The following is a 20,644-nucleotide window of genomic DNA, read 5'->3' as shown; positions in this document are numbered from 1 at the left end:
TGTTAATCTTTATTTTTAAAGTCTAACGCAAACACCACTTAAAATGAGTTTAAATAGAAGAGAATGGCTTAAAAGAGGCGCATTAGCAATGGGAGCTGTTGCTGTTGCACCTACAGACCTTTGGGCAAAAACAGTTGCCGAGGCTCAATCTGAAAACAATAAGTTTTTATATAACTACAGTAATACTTTTGATGAATATACTCCTCCAAGATTTCCAGATCTAAAGACGGTAAAAGCGAGATTAGTTTGGAATGAAAATCCTCATGGACCATCTAAATTGGCAGCGAAAGCATTTCAGGAAGCTGTTATGGAAGGAAATCATTATTCCTGGGGTTCTTTAGGAGAATTAGTTGGCCAAATTTCAGAATATGAAGGTGTTAAGCCTTCTAACGTGATGATGGGACCGGGATCCTCTGACCTTTTAGAAAAAACTGCACTTGTAAAATTTCAGCATGGCGGAAATGTTGTAAGCGGTGATCCTAGTTATATGTCTTTAGTTAGTGTTGCCAAAGCTGCCGGTGGAAATTGGAAAGCAGTAAAACTAACCGATGATTACCAGCATGATCTGAAGGCCATGGAAGAAGCTATAGATAAGGATACTAAACTTGTTTATATCACCAATCCAAACAATCCAACTGCAACGATGACAAACACTGAAGATCTTAAAGACTTCTGTAAACGTGTTTCTAAAAAAGTACCGGTATTTATCGACGAAGCTTATATAGAACTTTCTCCAGAAGGACTTAACGCGAGTATGGCTCCGCTTGTTGCAGAAGGTTACGATGTATATGTAGCCAGAACATTTTCTAAAATTCATGGTATGGCTGGCTTACGAGTTGGATACATGTTAGGAAATGAGAAGTCGCTCAAGGAAATTAACGATATTACTCGTGGTGGTATGGGAATCACCGGGCCAAGTATCGCAGCAGCTTCAGCCAGTATGAAGGACGAAGCATATCTTACAGAATGTAAAGCTAAGATAGAAGAGGCCCGTGATTATACCACTTCATATTTAGAAAGTCGCGGGATGGATTATATGCCATCTAATACCAACTTTGTAATTTTCCCAATAGATATGGATGGTGACAAATTCCTGGAAAAGATCTATGAGAAAAAAGTTGTGGTTAGAGCATTTAAATTCTGGGATCAGGATTGGTGCCGTGTAAGTATGGGAACCATGAAAGAAATGAAATATTTTACAGACGCAATAGATGAAATTTTGGTTTAGTCTATGGATGTAAGTCTACAAAAAACCATTACGTTTATCCTATTTATTGGTATTGGATTACTTTTAAAGGTAAAATTTAGTACAAAAGCAGAGGTTGTTGGTATAAAAAAGATCATTTTAAATCTTGCTTTACCAGCAACGATCTTTATTGCTCTTTTAGGAATCAAAGTAGAAGCAGACCTGCTTCTACTTCCTTTAATGGCCTTAATCTTAAATGCACTTTTATTTTATGTATTTCCTTTGCTATTGCCAATTTTAGGAATAGAAAAAGAGACCCCAAATTATCGTACTGCTAAAATGCTAATCCCTTCTTTGGCGCCAGGATTATCTTGTTTTCCGTTTGTTTTGGAATATCTTGGTGATTCGTATTTAGCCAAAGCCGCAATGGCAGATCTGGGTAATAAAGTGTTTGTTTTAATGATACTTTATGTAGTTGCTATGAACTGGCACTACAAAGTTCAAAAGAAAAAAGCACAATCAGGAAAAGCAAAGTTGAAGTCTTTAGGGATTGCAATGATCTCTGAACCGGTGAATGTATTTATTGCTGCTGCATTATTACTGGTAGGTTTTGGATTGAATTTAGATTCACTTCCATTTTTTGCTAGTGAAACTTTAAGCAGACTTAGTTTATTAATGACACCGCTTGTACTATTATACATAGGTTTAGCGGTAAACATTAAAAAAGATCAACTGATACAGATCTTAGGCGTTTTAATGCTAAGAGCTGGTTTTGTGATCTTAATTACCGGCTTATTGGTTATGTTCGCTGGAATTTCAATTCAGAATGATATATTATTGATGTTGGCATTTGGATTAAGCGCTTGTAGCTTTTGGCCATTTGCTCATATTTCAGCAGTCGATGCAGCCGAAGTAGATGTAGAGAAAAAGACGTTTAATCCAAATTTTGCAGTAAGCATTTTAGCATTGTCATTTCCGTTATCTACGATATTAATTCTAGGAATTTTATCCAGTGGAAATATCTTTGCTGAACTAACTAATATCTTCCTTTTAGGCGGAATTTTAACTATAGCCGGTTTCGGTTTACCATTTTTCCTTCAAAAAAAAGTGAAGACGACTGAAAAAGAAGAACTATTAAATGAAAAAATGGAAGTTTCTACTAGTGAGACTTCTTAAAGCTTAACCAACCAATCTATTTTGAAGAAAAAGACGGTCATATATTTGGCTGTCTTTTTTGTTTAAGGAATTGTATTGAAAAACCTTAAAGATTGTTTTAGCGCATTAGCGAAAAATGCCCTTTTATCTCATCAAAATCTGCAATTTTAATTCTGTACCAGTAGTCACCTTTAGGTAGTTGGTTTCCTTGGTAACTTCCATCCCATTCGAAACCTTCACCATTTCCAGTGGTAATTAAGCTACCATACCGATCGAAAATAGCAATTACAGAAGCTGGAAAATATTGGACTCCATTTAAATGAAAAGTATCGTTATAACCATCACCGTTTGGAGTTATTAGTTTCGGCAGCACGATGTGTGGAAATTCCATACTAACCGTCTTACAATTGGCAAGATCTCTCATAAAGGCCGTATAAATTCCGCCTTCAATATTCTGAAAAGTATTAGATGGCTGAAAGTTAATTCCGTCTAAGCTATATTCAAATTCTCCTTCATTCTCCGGAATAATACTAACACTTCGATCATTAGAATTTACTTCAGCTATTTCAGCATCATCAACAAGACTAACTTCAAAAGTTTTGGTACTGGAACATAATTCTGCAGTAATTAATTCAACCGTATAAGTTCCGGGACTATCAATTAAGATTTGAGATGTTGTTTCTCCTGTACTCCAATTGTAGTTAAGATTGGGCATTGCGGCATCTAAAATTAATGTGCCATCTAGGCAAATCTGTAGTACTTCATCTTCTACTACTGGCGCTTGGTTAATTGTAAGTATTATTGCCGTACGTGTGCTAACTTCACAATCATAATCTTCATAATAAGCTTCAGCATAATAGGTGCCTGCTATTTCTGTTTGAAAAGATGTCCCCTCTCCTATTCTATTTCCACCAAATTCTGCATCGTACCAGGCAATTTGTTGTTCACCTGTTGCATTAGCCGTTAAGGTAGCAGGCCCAAGATTATCGCACCATTCTAAATTTGAGCCAGTGGGAGGTGTTGGACTTTGCAGAAAACGAATTGTGAATTCTGCTGAAGCAGAACTACAAAGTGAACTGTTAAGATTAACAGCGTCTTCAGCAACTTTTACTCTATAGTACGTTGTTTCGGTGATATTAGAAGTGGTATATTCTTGATTAGTAGCTCCAGGAATATCTGTGAATTCTTCTCCTTCCAATCGCGATTGCCACTGATAAAAATGATCTTGATATACTGCATTATCGGGTGTCGCGGTTAAAGTATAAGTCTCCGGAGAATTTTCTTCACAAAGTCCTATTTCAGAAGTTTCGGTTTCCATACTTTCGATCACCGTCAGATCACCACAAGATCTAAAAATAATGTCATCGATCGCCAGGTCATTTCCGCAGCCACCTTCTCCATTATTAAAGATTTTAAGGATAACTTTTTCCTGACCCTCTTCTGTTTGAAAAGTAAGTCCGTATCGATCCCACTGCGGACTCGTAGTCGAGGCAATATCTCCTGTATCGCCACCATTAATCAATTCGGTATCAGTTTCGTCCCAAATCTCAAATCTTACATTTATAGGAATACCACCGTTTTCACAAACATTACTGGAACGATCGTAGATATTCATTAAAAATGCTGAAAACTCGTAGGTGGTGTTTTCACATAGGTCTGGGATTTCAATTTCAAAAAATAACCCCGCTTCGTAACTTGCATTTACGATCATGGCATTTCCATTAGATTCGGTTGTCTGCGGAAAGTAATTGTGCCAGGTATCACTCTGGATATCCAAATTTGAAGAAACTGTATAGGAACCATCTTCCGGACTTTGAGATACTAAATTATAACTTGTGTATTGCTGAAATGATTGCCCTGAACCTGAAAAATCAAATTGAAATATTGGGTCACCTTTACTACCATCACAGAAACCAAGTTGTGCAAAGGATGAATATGATATTAAGAGAACAATAAAAGTAAGTGAGAGCTTCATACTAAAACGATAAAGCTAAAAGTAATATTTAGATTTTAAAGTTAATCAAATTGAGAAGAAATTTTTAAAAATAAATATGAATTTGGCCAATCTTGAGTTTCAGTATGTAGGGCTATTTTTATAATTCGTTCTTCGAACTCATTTGTGAGACCATTATGCAATATAAATTTTACAGCTTCTTCGTAAGATTTATACATCGATTTATAGAAAGCTTCTTTGATATTAGAGCGATCTTCAGCATAAGTTTGTGCGATCTCAATATTATAAAGCATCAAATCTGCCGTTTTTATTGGATCTACACCTAACTTTTTAAAATGCTTGATTAGTTTTTGAGCAACTGAACGTCGCGCTTTAGGACGTTTTCTTCTGTTTTCAGGAAAATACTCCTTCCCTATCTTCACTTTCGCATTTTCTATAAGTTTTCTTTCGTTTGGATTAAATACAAAATTATAAAATACCTTTACTTCATCTAAACGTTCATAGAGATCGATAATTTGTTCTTCAAGATCTTCTTTATCAAGTTCCTTAAGGTATTTTTTTAGCGCGCGTTTACTCATATTTAGATCGAAGTCGTTTTAAAAACGGTTTTTCGTATATTTTTTGAAATATCTAATAACCATTGTAATTGATTGGTGATTAATTGTGCTTCCTGAAGCTGTAATCGCATTTCGTGGTCGGCAAGTTGTTTACCATCAGCAATTTCCTGGTTTCTTATCTTTACTAATTCTTCATATTTTTCGTCTAATCTCGATTTTGCTTCTTTCAGCAATGCAACATTAGTTTTTTTCTGCTCGGCCTGGGCAAGTAAACCTTCTTCAGCATTATTTAGACTGTGCAGCACTTGTTTTACAAATACTTCAAAATCCTGTGAAGCATCTGTTGTATTATGATTTCTTATGTAAGTTCCCATCGAAGCTAACGCACTTAAAAATGTCTGGTTTAAACTTACTAATCTATAAATCAATCCTAGATCTTTTTGTTTCGATTTTGGTTCTTGCGTCATCCGCTGAAATGCCGCACTTAAATTCCCCATTTCAAGAAAGGCTTTTTTACGTGCCAGTTTATAGCTAGTGGGTAAATCTCCTTTTTTATGGTAAAATTTATCTATTTCTAAGAAAAATTCGCGGTTTGCAGCAATACTTGTTGCAATAATGTTTCTAATATTTCCAGCTTCCCAGGCCGGCCATAAAAAAAGATTGCCTAAAGCAGCCAATATTGCTCCAACAAAAGTGTCTATTATACGAAACTCGATCACCTTAATAACATCGGGTTTAAGAAGTGCATAAATAAAGATGATACTTAAAGTAATAAACACAGCAGCAGTTCTATAATTTCGCTGAATTAAAGAAAAAGCCATGGTAAGCGACAATAAGCCTAAAGTGCCATAAACGTAAGTGTTTTGAGTAATAAACACGATAATGATAGCAATTACACCGCCTATTAAAGTTCCTATAATTCGTTCTTTGGTTCTCGATTTTGTGAGTCCGTAATTTGGTCTCATGATCACCACGATGGTTAAAAGGATCCAATAGGCATTTTGTATCGAGTAAAAAGCACCAATAGAAAAGCCAAATAAAACAACGATAGCTAATCTTAAAGCATGTCTAAAAATAGTAGATCCAAAATTGAAATTTTCTTTCAGCGTTTTAAAAGAATATTCTTGCGGAGTAATAAACTTCACCACTTCTTTATGCTTCATAAAAATGGTGTTTCCCTGCTTTAGATTATTTACTACCCCAAATATGGTATTGATCTTATGGGATTGCCTTTCCTGGTAATCAAATAAATTATGAAGCATTAAAATATGCTCTCTTTTTTCTGAAAGATCGATTTGATCACGATATCGATTTACGGTATCGCGAGCCTTTTCTATATATTCTGAAATTTTATTCTCCGGAACCGGTTTTTTACTTTCTATAGATTTAGAAATTGCAATAAGTTGTACTCCCAAATAATGCGTTACATCGCTAAAGATCTTTAAAAACTCTTTATCCTCTTTAAAAAGCTGATCCATACGCTCATAATTTACAGGATTAGCCATACCAAGTTCCAGAATATCGACCAATTCTATAAAAACCAATAAACGCTTACGGGCGTAATTAGAGTTTCCAGATGATTTTCTCGAGCTTATAAGAACTTCACGTAAACTTTCATGTTTTTGGTTTAGATCATTTTGCAGATCAAAAAGCTGACTTTGTAAATCGTCTCTACCTTCTACATTTAAAACTAATTGTGATCTAATTTGTAAATATTCCCCGGTAAGTTCTAAACACTCCGCCAATAATTGCTCTGTTTCATGCTTAGGATTTATAAAATGCCAGATAAGGCTTAAAGATAAATACCATAATCCACCAGCCGAAATCAATAAAGCATGTTGCCATAGTGGCATCGAGGTATCTACATTTGCAAAACTTAGTACGACCGCCATTAAACCGGCAAAAGCCACCATCGAAGCTCTAAAACCATAAACGGCGAGATACGAAATAGCAAAAACCATAATTCCTACAACAGGAATGGTTACGTAGATATTTGTTGAGGCGTAACCAATGACCATAGATGTGAAACCGGCTAAAAATGCAGCGGTAATAACTCCCACAATCTTATGTTTTAAAGTGCCAATAGTATCACTAGGTGCGGTAAGAAGACAACCAACGGCAAGTGGCACACCAATATTAGAAAAACCAAGAGCATTAAAAATTCCTATCGCCGATCCTATGCTAATAGTTAAGATCAAAGCCTTTGTAAAATCTGTACTACGTAAGAATTTTGTGATCGAATACCAATACTCAGAAAGTTGTTTTACCAATGCGATTATTCTATGAAGTTTGCCTTTGTGCAAAGTTACCAAATTAAGTTTTGTAAATGTTAATTAGAAGCTAAACTCATTTACATCTACTCGCTTAAGGACTGAAATAGTTTAAAGAAAATATCAATTAAGGATAAATTATGATGACCATTTTGGTGTTGATTTTAGATTGAATTAATTTCATAAAAAATGATATTATGAATTATGAATAAGGTAATCACATTAAAAGAACGCCCTTCAGGAAAACCTGAAGAAAATAATTTTGAATTTATAACAGAGGAAAAACCAGAGTTAAACAATGGAGAAATTCTTCTAAAATCTAAATACATTTCTGTAGATCCCTATTTACGCGGGAGAATGAGAGATGAAGACTCGTATATACCACCGTTTAAGTTAGATGAACCATTGTCTTCTATGCTTGTTGCTGAAATAATTGAATCGAAAAATGACGATTTTCAGCAAGGAGATCATGTAAGCGGAATGTTAGATTGGAAGCAATTTCAAAAACACAACGGTGAAGGTTTAAACAAGATCACAAATAAAAATGTCCCACTTTCAGCTTATCTCGGAGTTTTAGGCTTAACAGGACTAACCGCATATTTAGCATTAGAGAATATCGGTAAATTAAAAAAAGGTGAAACGCTTTTAGTTTCTGGTGCTGCCGGTGCTGTAGGAAGTATTGTTGGGCAGATCGGGAAAATTAAAGGTTGTCGTGTAGTGGGAATAGCGGGAACCGATGAAAAAATAGCGCACATTAAAGATGATTTTGGATTTGATGCCGGTATCAATTATAAAACTACAGAGGATATGACTAAAGCCATTTCAGAAAATTGTCCAGATGGTGTAGATGTTTATTTTGATAATGTTGGAGGCGAAATCTTAGATTCGGCGATGCAGAACATCAATGATTTTGCAAGAATCATTAACTGCGGAGCCATTTCGATTTATAATAAGGAGGAAGTTCCTACCGGAATGCGCTTAGAAGGAATTATGGTAAAAAAACGTGCTTTGATGCAGGGATTTATCGTTAGAGATCATGTGGATGAATTTCAGGATGCTATTAAACAATTAGGAAGCTGGCTGGCAGATGATAAGCTAAAATTCGATGAAACAAAACGTGAAGGTTTCGAAAATGTTCCAAAAGCATTTATCGAAATCTTTGAGGGTAAAAATACCGGTAAAATGCTAGTCGAAGTCTAAAAGAAACTTATTTTAAATAAAAAAGCCTCCAATTTCTTGGAGGCTTTTTTATATAATTTCAACTTATAATTTATTGTTCTTGCGCTGTTGGCATTACATAAACTTCATTGATATTTGCTCTTCCTGGTTGTGAAAGTGCATAATAAATTGCTTCAGCAATATCTTCAGATTCAAGCGGAGTAAGATTTTCTAGACTTGATACAAAGCCTTCTTTAATTTCTTCATCGGTGATCGTATCGGTAAGCTCTGTAGCCACCGCTCCTGGTTCGATAGAAGTAGCTTTTATTCCAAAGTTTGGTGCAAGCTCCATTCTTAAACCTTCAGTAAACATTTTTACTGCTGCTTTGGTCGCACAGTAAACCGCTCCTCCTGGATAGATCTTATTTCCTGCAGAAGAAGAAATATTAATGATGTGACCAGATTTTTGCTCTTTCATAGTTGGTAAAACCGCAGCAACTCCGTTTAAAACTCCCTTAATATTAACATCTACCATAGTATTCCACTCGTCTGTATGTAGGTTTTTCACATAAGAAAGTGGCATTAATCCGGCATTGTTCACTAAAGCGTCGATACTTCCATATTCACTTTTGGTTTCGCTTACGATCTTTTCAAAATCTTCTTTCTTGGTCACATCAGCGATTACCACAAGGGCTTTACCGCCATCTTTTTCGATATCTTCTTTTAGTGATTTTAAGCGCTCTTCTCTTCGAGCAGAGATCACAACATTAGCACCTTCTTTTGCTAATTTTTTCGCGGTGGCCTCTCCTATTCCACTAGAAGCTCCGGTAATGATCACTGTTTTTCCTTCAATATTCATAACATGTTTTTATTTGGTTCACATTGAATATAATCACAACTATTCTTTAGCCCAAAAATGAGCATTAGTTTTAGCGGAGATTTAACGCTGCTGAACAAAGCTTGTTAAGAATTTTAATCTTGTTGAAGAAATCCAAAATTTATTGTTTAAATTCCTTTATTCTGAAGTTATAAGGTATTCTTTAATTTCTGAAACCGTTTTTCTAGCTGAACGCCCAACACCAATCAAAGTCGCTGAAGCAAAACCCGTCCATTGTCCAAATCCTACCAACCATAAGCCATCAACATTCTTGGCTGAAGTTCCATTGGTAGATATTTTCCCGTCTTGTTGAATTTCAGTTAGATTCTTTAAATAATCTGTTGCGTAGCCAAATCCTGTGCACCAAATAATTACGTCGAATTCTTCATGTTTTCCATCACTCCATTTTACGCCAGTTTCAGTAATAGTGTCGATGGCATTAAATTCAGCATAAACTCCGCGATCCCTGGCTTCTTTTACCTGCGGAACCATTACAATACTACCAATATTGTAGTTTTTAGGCTTATATTCTTTTCCCTGCTGTTTGGCTTTGTATTTAGCAGAAGCCTGATCGAAAAGATCCTTACCATCTACATCATCAGGTAAAAATTCGGGCTTATTTTTTACAGCCCATGTCGTTTTGGCCACTTTTGAAACTTGTGCCAAGATTTGAGCACCACTGTTCCCTTCACCTACCACCAAAACTTTTTTATTGTTGAAATCTTCAGCTTTTTGATATTCTGAAGAATGAAGTTGTTTACCTTTAAAGGTATTTTTTCCTTTAACTTCAGGAATTATAGGTTTAGATTGTGTCCCGGTAGCCGCAATTATAGCTTTCGCTTTGAAGTTTTCGTGATTACTCTTCAGAAGAAAAAAATCAGAATCTTTTTCAATATTGGTTATTCTGATCTCCCTTCTTATAGGGAAATCATAACGCATTTCATACTTACATAATAATCTATCGCCTCTTCTTTAGTTGGGTATTCATTTTTGGTCTTCGGCATTAACCAACCGGGTAGCGAACTATGCTGTGCTGCAGAAAATAGGTCTAAATTATCCCAATTTTGGCTCCAGGAACCTCCGCAATGCTTGTTTGCATCTAAAATGAGATATTTCAGCGAACTTCTTCGAAGATAATAAGCGCAGGCCAGTGCACTTTGGCCGCCACCAACAATAATTACATCATAAATCATCTAACAACAGCCCTTTCCGCAGATATCCTGCTGAAAAAATGTCGCTAATAAATCACGAATCTCGTCCCATTTTTTTTCGTCGATACAATAACACACCCTTGTTCCTTCAATATCACCTTTAATGATGCCAATATTCTTTAACTCGCGAAGATGTTGTGAAATTGTAGGCTGTGCGAGACCAATTTCAGAAACAAGATCACCACAAATGCAACTTTTTGCCTTTATGATCTGTTGCAGAATAGCAATTCTTGCCGGATGTCCTAAAACTTTTGCCACGGTAGCAATTTGATTCTGACTTTCGCTAAAAATTTCTGATTTTGTAACTCCCATAGCCTTATTTTAATTGCAATATTACGATATTCATAGTATTAAAAAAAGCCACAAAACTATGTGGCCTTTTATATAATCTTGATGTAAAATTATTTTTTTGGTGGTTGTGATGGTCTCACCTCAATTTTACTTGGTAGAGTTCTAGGATTCATTTTCATAAGATCTACAACCAATTCTCCAATATCTTCTTTTTGGATTTTCCATGCATCTTCATCACTTGGTCTATGACCATTAAAATGTGTAGCCACAGATCCTGGCATGATCGTGCTTACTTTTACTCCTTTTTGTCTAAGGTCTAACATAACCGCCTGAGAAAAACCGGTAAGACCAAATTTACTTGCATTATAAGCTGCTCCACCTGCAAAGAAATTTGTACCTGCAAGACTAGAGATCGTAATAATATAACCTTCGGTTTTTACTAATTCGGCTAAAGAAGATTTCACACTGTAAAATACTCCGGTAAGATTGGTTTCTATGGTAGCATTCCACTCCTCTGGAGTCATATCTTCGATAGAATTAAATTTACCAACTCCGGCGTTGGCTACTAATAAATCGATCTTTCCGAATTTATCTACCGCAGCTTTTACTGCTTTTTGCTGACTTTCGTAACTTCTTACATCAGCCTCTAGCCCGATGATTTCTCCTTTAGCTTCTAATTCTTTCGCAGCTTCTTCAGCAGCTTCTAAAGAACGGCTTGTAATGGCCACCTTAAAACCCTGAATTAATAAAGCTTCAGCAACTCCGTAACCTATACCTTTACTTCCGCCAGTTATAAATGCAACTTTTCCTTTTAAAGAACTCATAGTATTTTTTATTTTTCAATTTTAAATTTCTGCTCTAATCTAAAACTAATAAAGTACAAATGGCGTATAAAATTATAATTGGTAATTAATTGTTAATTTTAAATCTAAAACCTTTATTAATTTTGATGTTAAATAGTTTCAGAACTAGCATAAAAAAGTATTTTTGCAAAAACTAGAAGCTTACTACTACAATTAAAATATACTGATAATTTGAAACCTTTAGAAAACATAAAAGCTCAGAAGCTACTTAACAAGATTCAGCGTGATTTAATGAGAAACGGTATTATTACCAATACGCTGATCAACGATCTAAAAGAACTTAGAACTTACGTAGTTGACGAAGGGCAACCCTTACTTGCAAAAGTAATTCGACTAACTTTTGAGCACGTAGAAGAATATCAGTCATTTAACATCGCTATTCCTGAAGATGATCCTATCGAGGATGATGAAGAAAACCAGGAAGTTCGTGTAGAGGACGAAGTAACTGGCCAGGAAAGTCTTGCTTATCTTTTATCGTTAATGGAAGATCATACCAATAAGGTAAACGAAATAGAGCTTAGAGACTATATCGAGGCTTTTACAGAATATGCTGAAGAGAACTAATTTTAAATTAGTTAGAACTCCTCGCCTATTTTAGATCTGGATTTCCCAGATAAATTACTTAAAAGATTGCTGATGAAGAAAGATGCGAAGTCTAGAAAAAAATCCAGACTGCGCTTAATGCATCAATATTACAAATACACTGGTTTCTATAGCTTTGTATGGAAAAGTATAAAAAAAGCTATAGTGCCTATTTTATTATTTGTTGGTGCTTTATTTGCTTTGGATCGTTTTGTTCTTGATATCGAAGATACACTGGTTATGGTTACAGAAACCTATTCGCCACTCGTGATCCTAAGCATCTTTTTTGCCAGTGAATCACTTTTGGGTTTAATCCCGCCAGAATTATTTATTGCATGGGCCGGTAAATCTGCCAGCCCAATTCTTTATCTTTCTTTTTTAGCCGTTGCTTCTTATGTTGGTGGAATCGTTTCCTATCATATTGGTCGCGGTATTACTAAAATTCCAAGCGTACATGAAGCAATGGAAGTTAAGTTAGCACAGCACATTAAAAACACGCGAAAATGGGGTGGATTTTTAATTATAGTTGGCGCATTACTTCCTATCCCTTTTTCTATTACCAGTATCGCTGCAGGGATCATCAACTTTCCGTTTAGCAGCTATCTTATGTTCGGACTACTTCGGTTTGTACGTTTTTACCTGTACGCACTCGTAATTTTTGAAATGGTTTAACGCTTTATAACATTTTGAAGAATAAGTAATTAAACTTGTGCTAAATATTTGTAGCAGGCCTTTTAATTAGAGTATTTTCGGTTTACCAACTAAAAAACTAAATTAAATGGACTCAAAATTAAAGAAGATTGCACGTACTGGTTACGTTGCAAAAGGAACGGTATATACCATTACCGGTGTTCTTACATTACTGGCTGCACTTGGAGAAGGTGGCCAAAAAGCAGGTAAATTTCAAGCCTTAGAATTTTTAGAAAAGCAAGCTTACGGGAATGCGATTCTTATCGTTATGGCTATTGGTCTTTTGTGTTATGTGATTTGGCGAGCGATACAGGTTTTTCAAGATCCGGAAAATATTGGAAGTGATAAAAAAGGGAAAGTAAAAAGAGCGGCTTTTGGTGTAAGTGCGCTTATTTATCTGGCATTGGCAATCTCTGCTTTAATGAAAGTAATTAACGCTGGTGGTAGCTCTGGAGGTAGTGGTAGCCAAAGACCAGGATTTATGACTGGCCAAATTGGTGTATTCATCTTTGCAGGCATTGGAATTGCTGTAATTGGTGCTGGTATCAATCAATTGAAAAAAGCATACACTAAAAGTTTTCTATCAAAATTCGACTACAAATCAATTTCCGAAGAAAAAAGAAGGAAAACCATTAAGAACACAGGATTAATGGGATTGATTGCACGCGGAGTGATATTCTTTATTTTGGGATACTTTTTTATAAGAGCTGCTATAGAATCTAATACCTCCGAAATTAAAAGTACTACTGATGCCTTTTCTTTCTTGCAAAGCTCATCGTACGGCCAATATCTGTTAGGCGCTGTTGCAGCTGGTTTAGTATGCTACGGAATATATATGTTTATGATGGCGAAATACAGAAAGTTTAAAGCTTAAGTTAAAGTGAGTTAAACTAAATAAAAGTAATTGAGTCACTTGATAAAAGAACCTTACATTGCTTCAAATTTAATAACTAAACCAAAAAATTAAATTATGTCTATTCTAACAATCATATTAAATATTTTATTACCACCACTTGCGGTTTATATGAAACACGGTGTAGGTTCTACTTTATTGATTAGTATCGTGCTAACCATTATCGGATGGATTCCGGGAGTTATTCACGCATTTTTGGTGAACGGAACCAAATAATTAAAAAGATGACATTAAAAAGTCCGGATTTATTCTTAATTGAATTACATCCGGACTTTTTTTGTTATAGTATGTCTATAAAAGCTATCTCTGCTCAGTTTCTTTTTCCTTAACCTTCTTTTCCCATTTCCAGGCGCTGGCCAAAGAGGTGTCGAGATTAGTTTCAGCTTTCCAGCCTAAAATATTATTAGCTTTAGTTGTATCGGCGTATGCAGCAATTACATCTCCTTCTCTGCGAGGTGCCATTTTGTAATTTAGTTTTTCACCACTAGCTCTTTCAAAAGAATTTACCACTTCTAAAACCGAACTTCCTTTCCCAGTTCCCAGGTTAAAAACTTCGTAATTCGGCGCATCCTTATTCTCTAATAATCTTGTTAGCGCAGCAACATGTGCTTCTGCAAGATCCATTACATGAATATAATCTCTTATACACGTGCCATCTTCAGTTGGATAATCATCACCAAAAACAGAAAGTTGTTCGCGTTTTCCTATTGCTGTTTGTGTGATAAATGGCACAAGGTTTTGAGGAGTACCTAAAGGCAATTCACCAATCTCAGCCGAATCATGCGCACCAATTGGATTAAAATAGCGTAACGATATTGCTTTTAAACCTTCAGCAACTTTGCAAGTATCGATAATGATCTCCTCTCCAATTTGTTTTGTATTTCCATAAGGAGATTCTGCTTTCTTAACAGGTGATTCTTCTTTGATCGGTAATTCATCTGCCTGCCCATAAACTGTACAGGAACTACTAAAAATAAAATTTGCTTTTTCCTTCTTACTTAGTTCCTGTAATAAATAAACTAAAGAAGCAAGGTTGTTTTCATAGTATAGTAAAGGATTTTGAACACTTTCACCTACGGCTTTTGAAGCCGCAAAATGAATTACACCCTCTATATCTGTATATTTTTCAAAAAAATCTTTAACGCTGGATTTTTCTCTAAGGTCTATCTTTTCAAATTCCGGAGTTTTCTCGGTGATTCTTGTAATCCCGGCTAGAACGTCTATTGAAGAATTGGATAAGTTATCGATAATAACTACATCATATCCTTTTTGTTGGAGAGCAACCACAGTATGCGAGCCAATAAAGCCAAGACCGCCGGTTACTAAAATTTTTCCACTCATAATTCAGGTTGATTAATCTGCAAATTAGTGAAATAATTACAAAAAAGGAAGTGCTTTTCGTTACTTAATTATTCTTTAAACTTGAAGGAATTATCATATCTGATGCGCTTAAATTCTAGTACAAAGACTTATATTTGCATTCAAATTTTTGGGCATGAGAAAAGAAAAATCGGTCAAATTATTCAAAATTGTTAGCACTTTAGAGGCAATATCATTTTTGGTGTTACTTCTTATTGCCATGCCTTTAAAATATATCTGGGAAATGCCAGAAATGGTTCGAATTGTGGGCATGGCGCACGGCATTTTATTTGTTTTGTATGTTTTTGGAGCTTATTATATGTATGAGCTTTTAAATTGGAGTTTAAAACAATTTTTTACTGTGGTAATTTGTTCGGTATTGCCACTTGGTCCTTTTTACGTTGAAAGAAAATATCTGTAATGATTCAGCTTGATGAACACATAAAACAGCTATCCTGTTTATTAGAAGATTTTCTGTTAAGAAATGGCGTTAATTATAGTCTTGCGCACTATGCCAACCTGTTATTAAACATTCTTGTTCTAATACTTATTATTATTGGGATTAATTATTTGATAAAGCGTTTTGTAATTCAGACTTTTAAAACCTTTACAGATAAAACTAAAACAACTTTCGATGATTTTTTGATTCAGAGTAATTTTCCAAGGTATGTTGGTCAGATCTTACCCCTAATGGCACTTTATTATCTAGTGCCCATCATATTTGTAGATTACCCGGCGATATTAGCCATTTTCGATAAACTTTTTGATCTTTATGTGATCATCCTCGTGATCTGGATATTTAGAAGTTTACTTAGAACTTCCAAAAACTACTTAAAAACCTTAAGGCAATTTAACGATAAGCCTGTAGATAGTTATATTCAGGTAGTAATGATCCTGGTTTGGGTGGTTGGGCTCATGTTTATTTTTGCTGAAATTACCGGCGAATCTATTCGTAGTTTTATTATTTCTTTAGGTGCTGCTTCAGCAGTTTTAATTCTTGTCTTTAAAGACACGATTTTAGGTTTTGTAGCTTCTATTCAGGTTGCTGTTAACGATATTGTTAGAATTGGCGACTGGATCACGTTCGAAAGATATGGTGCCGATGGTAATGTAACTGAAATTAGCCTGGCCACGGTAAGAGTACAAAACTGGGATAATACATTTACAACCATTCCTACTTACAGTCTTATTTCTGAATCTTTCCAGAACTGGCGAGGAATGCAGGAATCTCCAGGTCGTCGAATCAAGCGATCTGTCTATATTAAACAGAATTCGGTAAAATTTATGACTTCTGAAGATCTTGATAAACTGAAAAAAATTGCATTGATCAAAAAGTATGTAATTTCAAGACAAGAAGAAATCGATAGTTACAATAAAGAAAATAATGTAGATAAATCTCTACCCTTAAACGGGAGGAATCAAACCAATTTAGGAATTTTCAGAAAATACGTAGATTCTTATCTAAATGAACATTCTGCTATCCATAAAGAGCTTTACATTATTGTAAGGCATCAGGCGCCCACAGATAAAGGAATTCCTATCGAAATCTTGTGTTTTAGCCGAGATAAACGTTGGGAAAATTTTGAATATATAACCGCAGATATTTTTGATCATATCATTGCTGCTATTCCTTATTTTGGACTTCAATTATTTGAATCTCCATCTGGTGACGATATCACCAAGTTGTACGGATTAAATCAGTAAAATTAACCTAACTTAAACATAGTCGCACAGCAATTTAGTATAAATTGCTGTTTATGAAACTACGACGCTTCTTTCAAATTTTTGGCCTTCTTGCCATCGTTCTTACTATTGCCCCTTTTGTAGCTGCAGATTATTGGTGGATACGAGTATTCGATTTTCCGCATATTCAACTTACAATCTTGACGGGTGTGGCTTTGCTACTTTATTTTATAAAATTCAATATTCGATGGATCGAAGACTATATTTTCGTGGCCGTGTTGATAGCCTGTCTAGTCGTTCAAGTTGGTAAGATCTATCCATATACTTCTTTTGCTGAATCTGAAATAGGCGATAGTACAAAAGAATTTCCCAGCCTTAAATTACTAACGGTTAATGTTCTTCAGAAAAACAAAGATCACGAAAGTATTTTGCAGGAAGTAGAACGTTTGGATCCAGATATATTGATTATCGATGAAGCTAACCTAGAATGGTTGGAAGATATATCTCCAAGCCTTTCAGAAAAATATATGTTTAAAAAAGAAGTTCCATTTGATAATACTTATGGTAAACTATTTTACTCTAAGCTAAAAATGGTCGATCCAAAAGTACATTTTATGGTAGAAGATAGTATTCCTTCGATCGATACGAAATTGCTATTTCGTGGCGACACGATCCAATTTTATAGTATTCATCCTACGCCTCCTATGCCACAGCACAATCCCAGTTCTTCAGATCGTGATGCTGAAATGATGAAGATCGCACTTAGAACTCGTGATGCAAAATATCCAGTAATTGTGATGGGAGATTTTAACGATGTAGCCTGGTCTAATACCGTAACAATGTTTAGAAAAATAGGTGGCCTTTTAGATCTAAGAATTGGTCGCGGGTTTTATAATACTTTCAACGCTAAAAATTTTATTATGCGTTGGCCCTTAGATCACATTTTTGCTACGGAAGAATTTAGGGTAAAACGAATAGAAGTAGGAAAAGATATAGGTTCAGATCACTTTCCTACTTTTGCTGAAATCACTTTGGAGCCAGACCTGGCCAAAAATCAAATTCCGGAGCGACCTTCAGAAGCTCAGCTTAAAAATGCCAGAAAACAAATTGAAGCTGAAAAAGAAGAAGATGTCGAGAAAGCCAAGGAAAAATCAGAAGAAAAATAAATAGTAAATGAGTTTTCAGGACACCAACCAAATTGAACATATTGCTGAAGCTACCAACAATTATTACGATAATTTTGTAGAACAATTACCGGGTATAGGCTTCGGGCTGTTACTTATCATTCTTGGTGTTTTAATTGGTTCGGCTATCGGTAATTTCTTAACTAAAAGAATCTCCAAAAGAACTCAGGATCCGCTTATGAGTCGGTTTTTGGGTAAGGCGATCAAATTTATCATTATTGTGATCGCTATTATTCTTGGTTTAAAAGCTGCCGGACTTGGTGCGATAGCAACCGGAATTTTCACTGCCGCTGGTGCCAGTGCTTTGATTTTAGGTTTCGCTTTTAAAGATATTGGTGAAAATTTTATTTCAGGAATTATTCTAGCTTTTAACCGACCATTTAATGTAAACGACACAGTAGAAATTGGCGCTAATTTCGGGAAGGTAAAAGCATTAGAATTTAGATATACAAAATTAAAGACTTTTGATGGTAAAGATGTTTATATACCGAATAGTGATGTCCTCACAAAACCTGTAACAAATTATACCGAAGACGGCTTTTTTAGGTGGGATTTTATTATCGGTATCGCTTATGAAGATAATATCGATGCGGCTAAAAAAGTAGTAATGGAAACCTTACAAAAAGAGCCTACCGTAATCTCAGACGAAACACATGAAAATTTTGTGATTGAAGATGAATTAGCCACAAGTACCGTAAACTTAAAGGTTTTCTTCTGGGTAGATACTACAGATTTTAGAAAAATGGCCTTGATCACCAAAGGGAATGTCGTTAGAACGATCAAGGAAGCCTTAGAAGATCATGGCTTTTATATGCCTGCCGATATACAGGAAATCAAGCTTTATGGTGGCGAAAAAGAATTTCCTGTACGACTGGCTCAAGATGTTCTCAAAAAAGATTAAGGTTTATTTATCCTCTAATCGATCTTTTACAAATTCTACTTTAGTTTTTCCGTGCGGTTTTGGTTTCCCGTTTTCATCAAGGGCTACCATCACAATTTTATCTACGGTAATGATCGTTTCTCTGGTCATCTTATTTCTTACTTCACATTTAAGTGTTAAAGATGCCGATCCAAATTTTACAACTTCGATCCCAATTTCGATAATATCACCCTGTTTTGCAGAGCTACGAAAATCGATTTCACTCATGTATTTGGTAACTGTCTTTGGGTTTTCGAGCTGAATAATACTGTAGAGTGCACATTCTTCGTCGATCCATTCTAAGAGACGACCTCCAAATAAAGTTTGGTTAGGATTTAGATCTTGTGGTTTGATCCACTTTCTTGTATGAAAATTCATTTTTTATTTTAAAATTAAGCAGAAAAGAGATGCTAAAATACAGCAATTAATCTTGAATTATGATACCTAAATAGGATTAGAATATCGCCAATTTTAGCATTTGCGAGATTATAAATATTGGTTTGCTGTTTTTATAATTTCAGAATGATCGAATGCCAAATCTGGCAAATTATCAATGTCGAACCATTCAGCTTCAGCAGCATCATCTGCAGCATTTAGTTTTTCTTCATGTTCGATCAAACTTAAATAGACAACAGAAATTGTTCGGCCTCTTGGGTCTCTGCCTGGCGTACCAAAAGTACCGATCTGTTCATTTTTTTTAACACCTAAGCCTGTCTCTTCTTTAAGTTCTCTTTTAGCAGCATCAGGAAGATCTTCTTCCTGTTCTACAAATCCACCAGGCAAAGCCCACTGATTTTTAAACGGGTCATTTTTGCGCTTTACCAAAACGATCTTAAATCTGTTTTTGAATTTACAAAGAACGACGCTATCTACGGTAACTGATATTTTTGCATGCATACTGTCATTTTTTTGGTGGTAATGTTTTAGGAATCACGATATCGGTTCCAAATTTCTTATTGAATTTTTCAATAAAATAGGCTGAAAGTAATGGCGAAGCTTCCTCTAAATTTTGATGTACATAAAAGAACAGTTGTTTTAATCCCTGCTCGTACCACTCTCCTATTCGATCTAACCAATCATCTAACCTCGCATAATCTGAAGGATGATTTGCGCCATTATAACGAATAAAAGCAGTAGCGTTCGTTAGACGCATATGCAAAAGATCACGTCTACCCGCAGAATCTACAATTACGCTAGACAAATTATATTTCAGCAATAGATCGTTCAGTTCTTTCGCAACAGCTTCGTCATTGTGCCAATCTGTATGGCGAAGTTCTACCGCAAGAGGGATTTCTTTTGGCCAATGCTTAAAGAATGGCTCTAAACGCTCCATCCACTTCGGCATAAAATTATCTGGCATTTGTAAAAAACAACAACCCAGTTTTTCTTTTAACGGAAGCATATTTGCAACCACATCGTCAACTAAAGTTTCAGTATCATTTAATCGCTTTATGTGACTGATAATTCGTGGAACTTTTGGAGAAAACTGAAAATCATCACTTGCCTTCCCATACCAGGTTTCGAATTGAGAATCTGGAAAAATTCGATAAAAAGAAGCATTAAGTTCAATGGCGTTAAATTGAGTCGCATAATAGGTCAACTCGTCTTTTGTTCCTCTAGGATAAAAATTCTTAAGATCCTGGCGATTCCATTTTGCGCAACCAATCCTTACATTTTCAAAACTAGATGTTTTTTCTTTATTTAATACCTCTTTGGTTTGAGGGTGGTCTGGAGGAAGTGTAAAATCTATACTTCCCGGATCGTCAACTTTTCCAAATTTCATGAATTTGAA

23 protein-coding genes are annotated in these 20,644 nt (G+C 35.3%); 11 read left to right on the top strand and 12 right to left on the bottom strand.

Annotated elements, in window-relative coordinates:
* Positions 1 to 43 precede the first annotated feature (43 nt).
* Together INR75_RS14550 and INR75_RS14545 are read left to right on the top strand one after the other, a co-directional pair.
* Entirely contained in the window at positions 44 to 1,228 is a 1,185-nt protein-coding gene (locus tag INR75_RS14550; RefSeq protein ID WP_223089340.1) for a histidinol-phosphate transaminase, read from the top strand.
* A gap of 3 nt (positions 1,229 to 1,231) precedes the next feature.
* Positions 1,232 to 2,362, top strand: a complete 1,131-nt coding sequence (locus INR75_RS14545) for a permease (RefSeq protein WP_223089339.1) — start codon at positions 1,232 to 1,234, stop codon at positions 2,360 to 2,362.
* A gap of 97 nt (positions 2,363 to 2,459) precedes the next feature.
* Here INR75_RS14545 and INR75_RS14540 read toward each other — a convergent pair whose 3' ends face one another.
* The 3 genes from INR75_RS14540 to INR75_RS14530 are packed head-to-tail and all read right to left on the bottom strand — an operon-like array spanning position 2,460 to position 7,155.
* Positions 2,460 to 4,316, bottom strand: a complete 1,857-nt coding sequence (locus INR75_RS14540; RefSeq protein ID WP_223089338.1) for a T9SS type B sorting domain-containing protein — start codon at positions 4,314 to 4,316, stop codon at positions 2,460 to 2,462.
* Between the two features lie 41 nt (positions 4,317 to 4,357).
* A complete protein-coding gene (locus tag INR75_RS14535; protein WP_223089337.1) occupies positions 4,358 to 4,873 on the bottom strand; it encodes a DUF6155 family protein in 516 nt (171 codons plus the stop codon).
* Positions 4,874 to 4,875: 2 nt separating this feature from the next.
* The gene (locus INR75_RS14530; protein WP_255584559.1) at positions 4,876 to 7,155 is read right to left on the bottom strand and encodes an FUSC family membrane protein; all 2,280 of its coding nucleotides are present in this window, start codon (positions 7,153 to 7,155) and stop codon (positions 4,876 to 4,878) included.
* A 171-nt stretch (positions 7,156 to 7,326) separates the two neighbouring features.
* Here INR75_RS14530 and INR75_RS14525 point away from each other — a divergent pair, with 171 nt between their 5' ends.
* Positions 7,327 to 8,322 carry an NADP-dependent oxidoreductase gene (locus INR75_RS14525; protein WP_223089336.1) on the top strand — a complete coding sequence of 332 codons (996 nt, stop codon included), beginning with the start codon at positions 7,327 to 7,329 and terminating at the stop codon, positions 8,320 to 8,322.
* Between the two features lie 70 nt (positions 8,323 to 8,392).
* On the opposite strand, the gene INR75_RS14520 is transcribed toward INR75_RS14525, so the two are convergent.
* The 5 genes from INR75_RS14520 to INR75_RS14505 all read right to left on the bottom strand — a co-directional run bounded on the left by INR75_RS14520 (position 8,393) and on the right by INR75_RS14505 (position 11,483).
* Positions 8,393 to 9,139 (bottom strand): SDR family oxidoreductase, encoded by a 747-nt coding sequence (locus INR75_RS14520; protein WP_223089335.1) that lies wholly within the window; start codon positions 9,137 to 9,139, stop codon positions 8,393 to 8,395.
* A 156-nt stretch (positions 9,140 to 9,295) separates the two neighbouring features.
* Positions 9,296 to 10,096 carry an NAD(P)-binding domain-containing protein gene (locus INR75_RS14515; RefSeq protein WP_255584558.1) on the bottom strand — a complete coding sequence of 267 codons (801 nt, stop codon included), beginning with the start codon at positions 10,094 to 10,096 and terminating at the stop codon, positions 9,296 to 9,298.
* Positions 10,075 to 10,350 carry an NAD(P)-binding protein gene (locus tag INR75_RS20515; protein ID WP_255584557.1) on the bottom strand — a complete coding sequence of 92 codons (276 nt, stop codon included), beginning with the start codon at positions 10,348 to 10,350 and terminating at the stop codon, positions 10,075 to 10,077. Before INR75_RS20515 ends, INR75_RS14515 begins: the two co-directional genes overlap by 22 nt.
* Positions 10,351 to 10,680, bottom strand: coding sequence for a helix-turn-helix transcriptional regulator (locus INR75_RS14510; protein ID WP_223089334.1), 330 nt, complete (start codon positions 10,678 to 10,680; stop codon positions 10,351 to 10,353).
* Positions 10,681 to 10,769: 89 nt separating this feature from the next.
* Positions 10,770 to 11,483, bottom strand: a complete 714-nt coding sequence (locus INR75_RS14505) for an SDR family oxidoreductase (protein ID WP_223089333.1) — start codon at positions 11,481 to 11,483, stop codon at positions 10,770 to 10,772.
* A 270-nt stretch (positions 11,484 to 11,753) separates the two neighbouring features.
* On the opposite strand from INR75_RS14505, the gene INR75_RS14500 reads away from it, so the two are divergent.
* The 4 genes from INR75_RS14500 (at position 11,754) to INR75_RS14485 (ending at position 13,923) form a co-directional block, all read left to right on the top strand.
* Positions 11,754 to 12,086: a hypothetical protein gene (locus INR75_RS14500; protein ID WP_223089332.1), complete on the top strand. Its 333-nt coding sequence runs from the start codon at positions 11,754 to 11,756 to the stop codon at positions 12,084 to 12,086.
* Positions 12,087 to 12,158: 72 nt separating this feature from the next.
* Complete coding sequence (locus tag INR75_RS14495; protein ID WP_223089331.1) at positions 12,159 to 12,776, top strand: YqaA family protein; 618 nt, start codon at positions 12,159 to 12,161, stop codon at positions 12,774 to 12,776.
* A 106-nt stretch (positions 12,777 to 12,882) separates the two neighbouring features.
* Positions 12,883 to 13,668 (top strand): DUF1206 domain-containing protein, encoded by a 786-nt coding sequence (locus tag INR75_RS14490; protein ID WP_223089330.1) that lies wholly within the window; start codon positions 12,883 to 12,885, stop codon positions 13,666 to 13,668.
* 96 nt (positions 13,669 to 13,764) lie between these two features.
* Complete coding sequence (locus tag INR75_RS14485; protein ID WP_092540809.1) at positions 13,765 to 13,923, top strand: YqaE/Pmp3 family membrane protein; 159 nt, start codon at positions 13,765 to 13,767, stop codon at positions 13,921 to 13,923.
* 84 nt (positions 13,924 to 14,007) lie between these two features.
* Here INR75_RS14485 and galE read toward each other — a convergent pair whose 3' ends face one another.
* On the bottom strand, positions 14,008 to 15,048 hold the full coding sequence (gene galE, locus INR75_RS14480; RefSeq protein WP_223089329.1) for a UDP-glucose 4-epimerase GalE: 1,041 nt from the start codon (positions 15,046 to 15,048) through the stop codon (positions 14,008 to 14,010).
* A gap of 154 nt (positions 15,049 to 15,202) precedes the next feature.
* On the opposite strand from galE, the gene INR75_RS14475 reads away from it, so the two are divergent.
* Genes INR75_RS14475 through INR75_RS14460 form a run of 4 tightly spaced genes read left to right on the top strand, consistent with a single transcriptional unit; the run spans position 15,203 to position 18,834 of the window.
* Positions 15,203 to 15,487 (top strand): DUF3817 domain-containing protein, encoded by a 285-nt coding sequence (locus INR75_RS14475; protein WP_092540805.1) that lies wholly within the window; start codon positions 15,203 to 15,205, stop codon positions 15,485 to 15,487.
* Complete coding sequence (locus tag INR75_RS14470; RefSeq protein WP_223089328.1) at positions 15,487 to 16,770, top strand: mechanosensitive ion channel family protein; 1,284 nt, start codon at positions 15,487 to 15,489, stop codon at positions 16,768 to 16,770. Before INR75_RS14475 ends, INR75_RS14470 begins: the two co-directional genes overlap by 1 nt.
* 53 nt (positions 16,771 to 16,823) lie before the next feature.
* A complete protein-coding gene (locus tag INR75_RS14465; RefSeq protein ID WP_223089327.1) occupies positions 16,824 to 17,915 on the top strand; it encodes an endonuclease/exonuclease/phosphatase family protein in 1,092 nt (363 codons plus the stop codon).
* Positions 17,916 to 17,922: 7 nt separating this feature from the next.
* Positions 17,923 to 18,834: a mechanosensitive ion channel family protein gene (locus tag INR75_RS14460; protein ID WP_092540799.1), complete on the top strand. Its 912-nt coding sequence runs from the start codon at positions 17,923 to 17,925 to the stop codon at positions 18,832 to 18,834.
* A gap of 3 nt (positions 18,835 to 18,837) precedes the next feature.
* On the opposite strand, the gene INR75_RS14455 is transcribed toward INR75_RS14460, so the two are convergent.
* The 3 genes from INR75_RS14455 to INR75_RS14445 all read right to left on the bottom strand — a co-directional run bounded on the left by INR75_RS14455 (position 18,838) and on the right by INR75_RS14445 (position 20,635).
* Positions 18,838 to 19,230: an acyl-CoA thioesterase gene (locus INR75_RS14455; protein WP_092540797.1), complete on the bottom strand. Its 393-nt coding sequence runs from the start codon at positions 19,228 to 19,230 to the stop codon at positions 18,838 to 18,840.
* Positions 19,231 to 19,338: 108 nt separating this feature from the next.
* On the bottom strand, positions 19,339 to 19,749 hold the full coding sequence (locus INR75_RS14450; RefSeq protein WP_223089326.1) for an NUDIX hydrolase: 411 nt from the start codon (positions 19,747 to 19,749) through the stop codon (positions 19,339 to 19,341).
* A 4-nt stretch (positions 19,750 to 19,753) separates the two neighbouring features.
* Positions 19,754 to 20,635, bottom strand: coding sequence for a DUF72 domain-containing protein (locus INR75_RS14445; RefSeq protein ID WP_223089325.1), 882 nt, complete (start codon positions 20,633 to 20,635; stop codon positions 19,754 to 19,756).
* Positions 20,636 to 20,644 lie beyond the last annotated feature (9 nt).

It is taken from the genome of Zunongwangia sp. SCSIO 43204 (assembly GCF_019904275.1).
GTDB classification, from domain to species: domain Bacteria; phylum Bacteroidota; class Bacteroidia; order Flavobacteriales; family Flavobacteriaceae; genus Zunongwangia; species Zunongwangia mangrovi.
The sequence above is the reverse complement of the archived record's forward strand: the minus strand, read 5'-3'. Positions and strand labels throughout refer to the sequence as shown.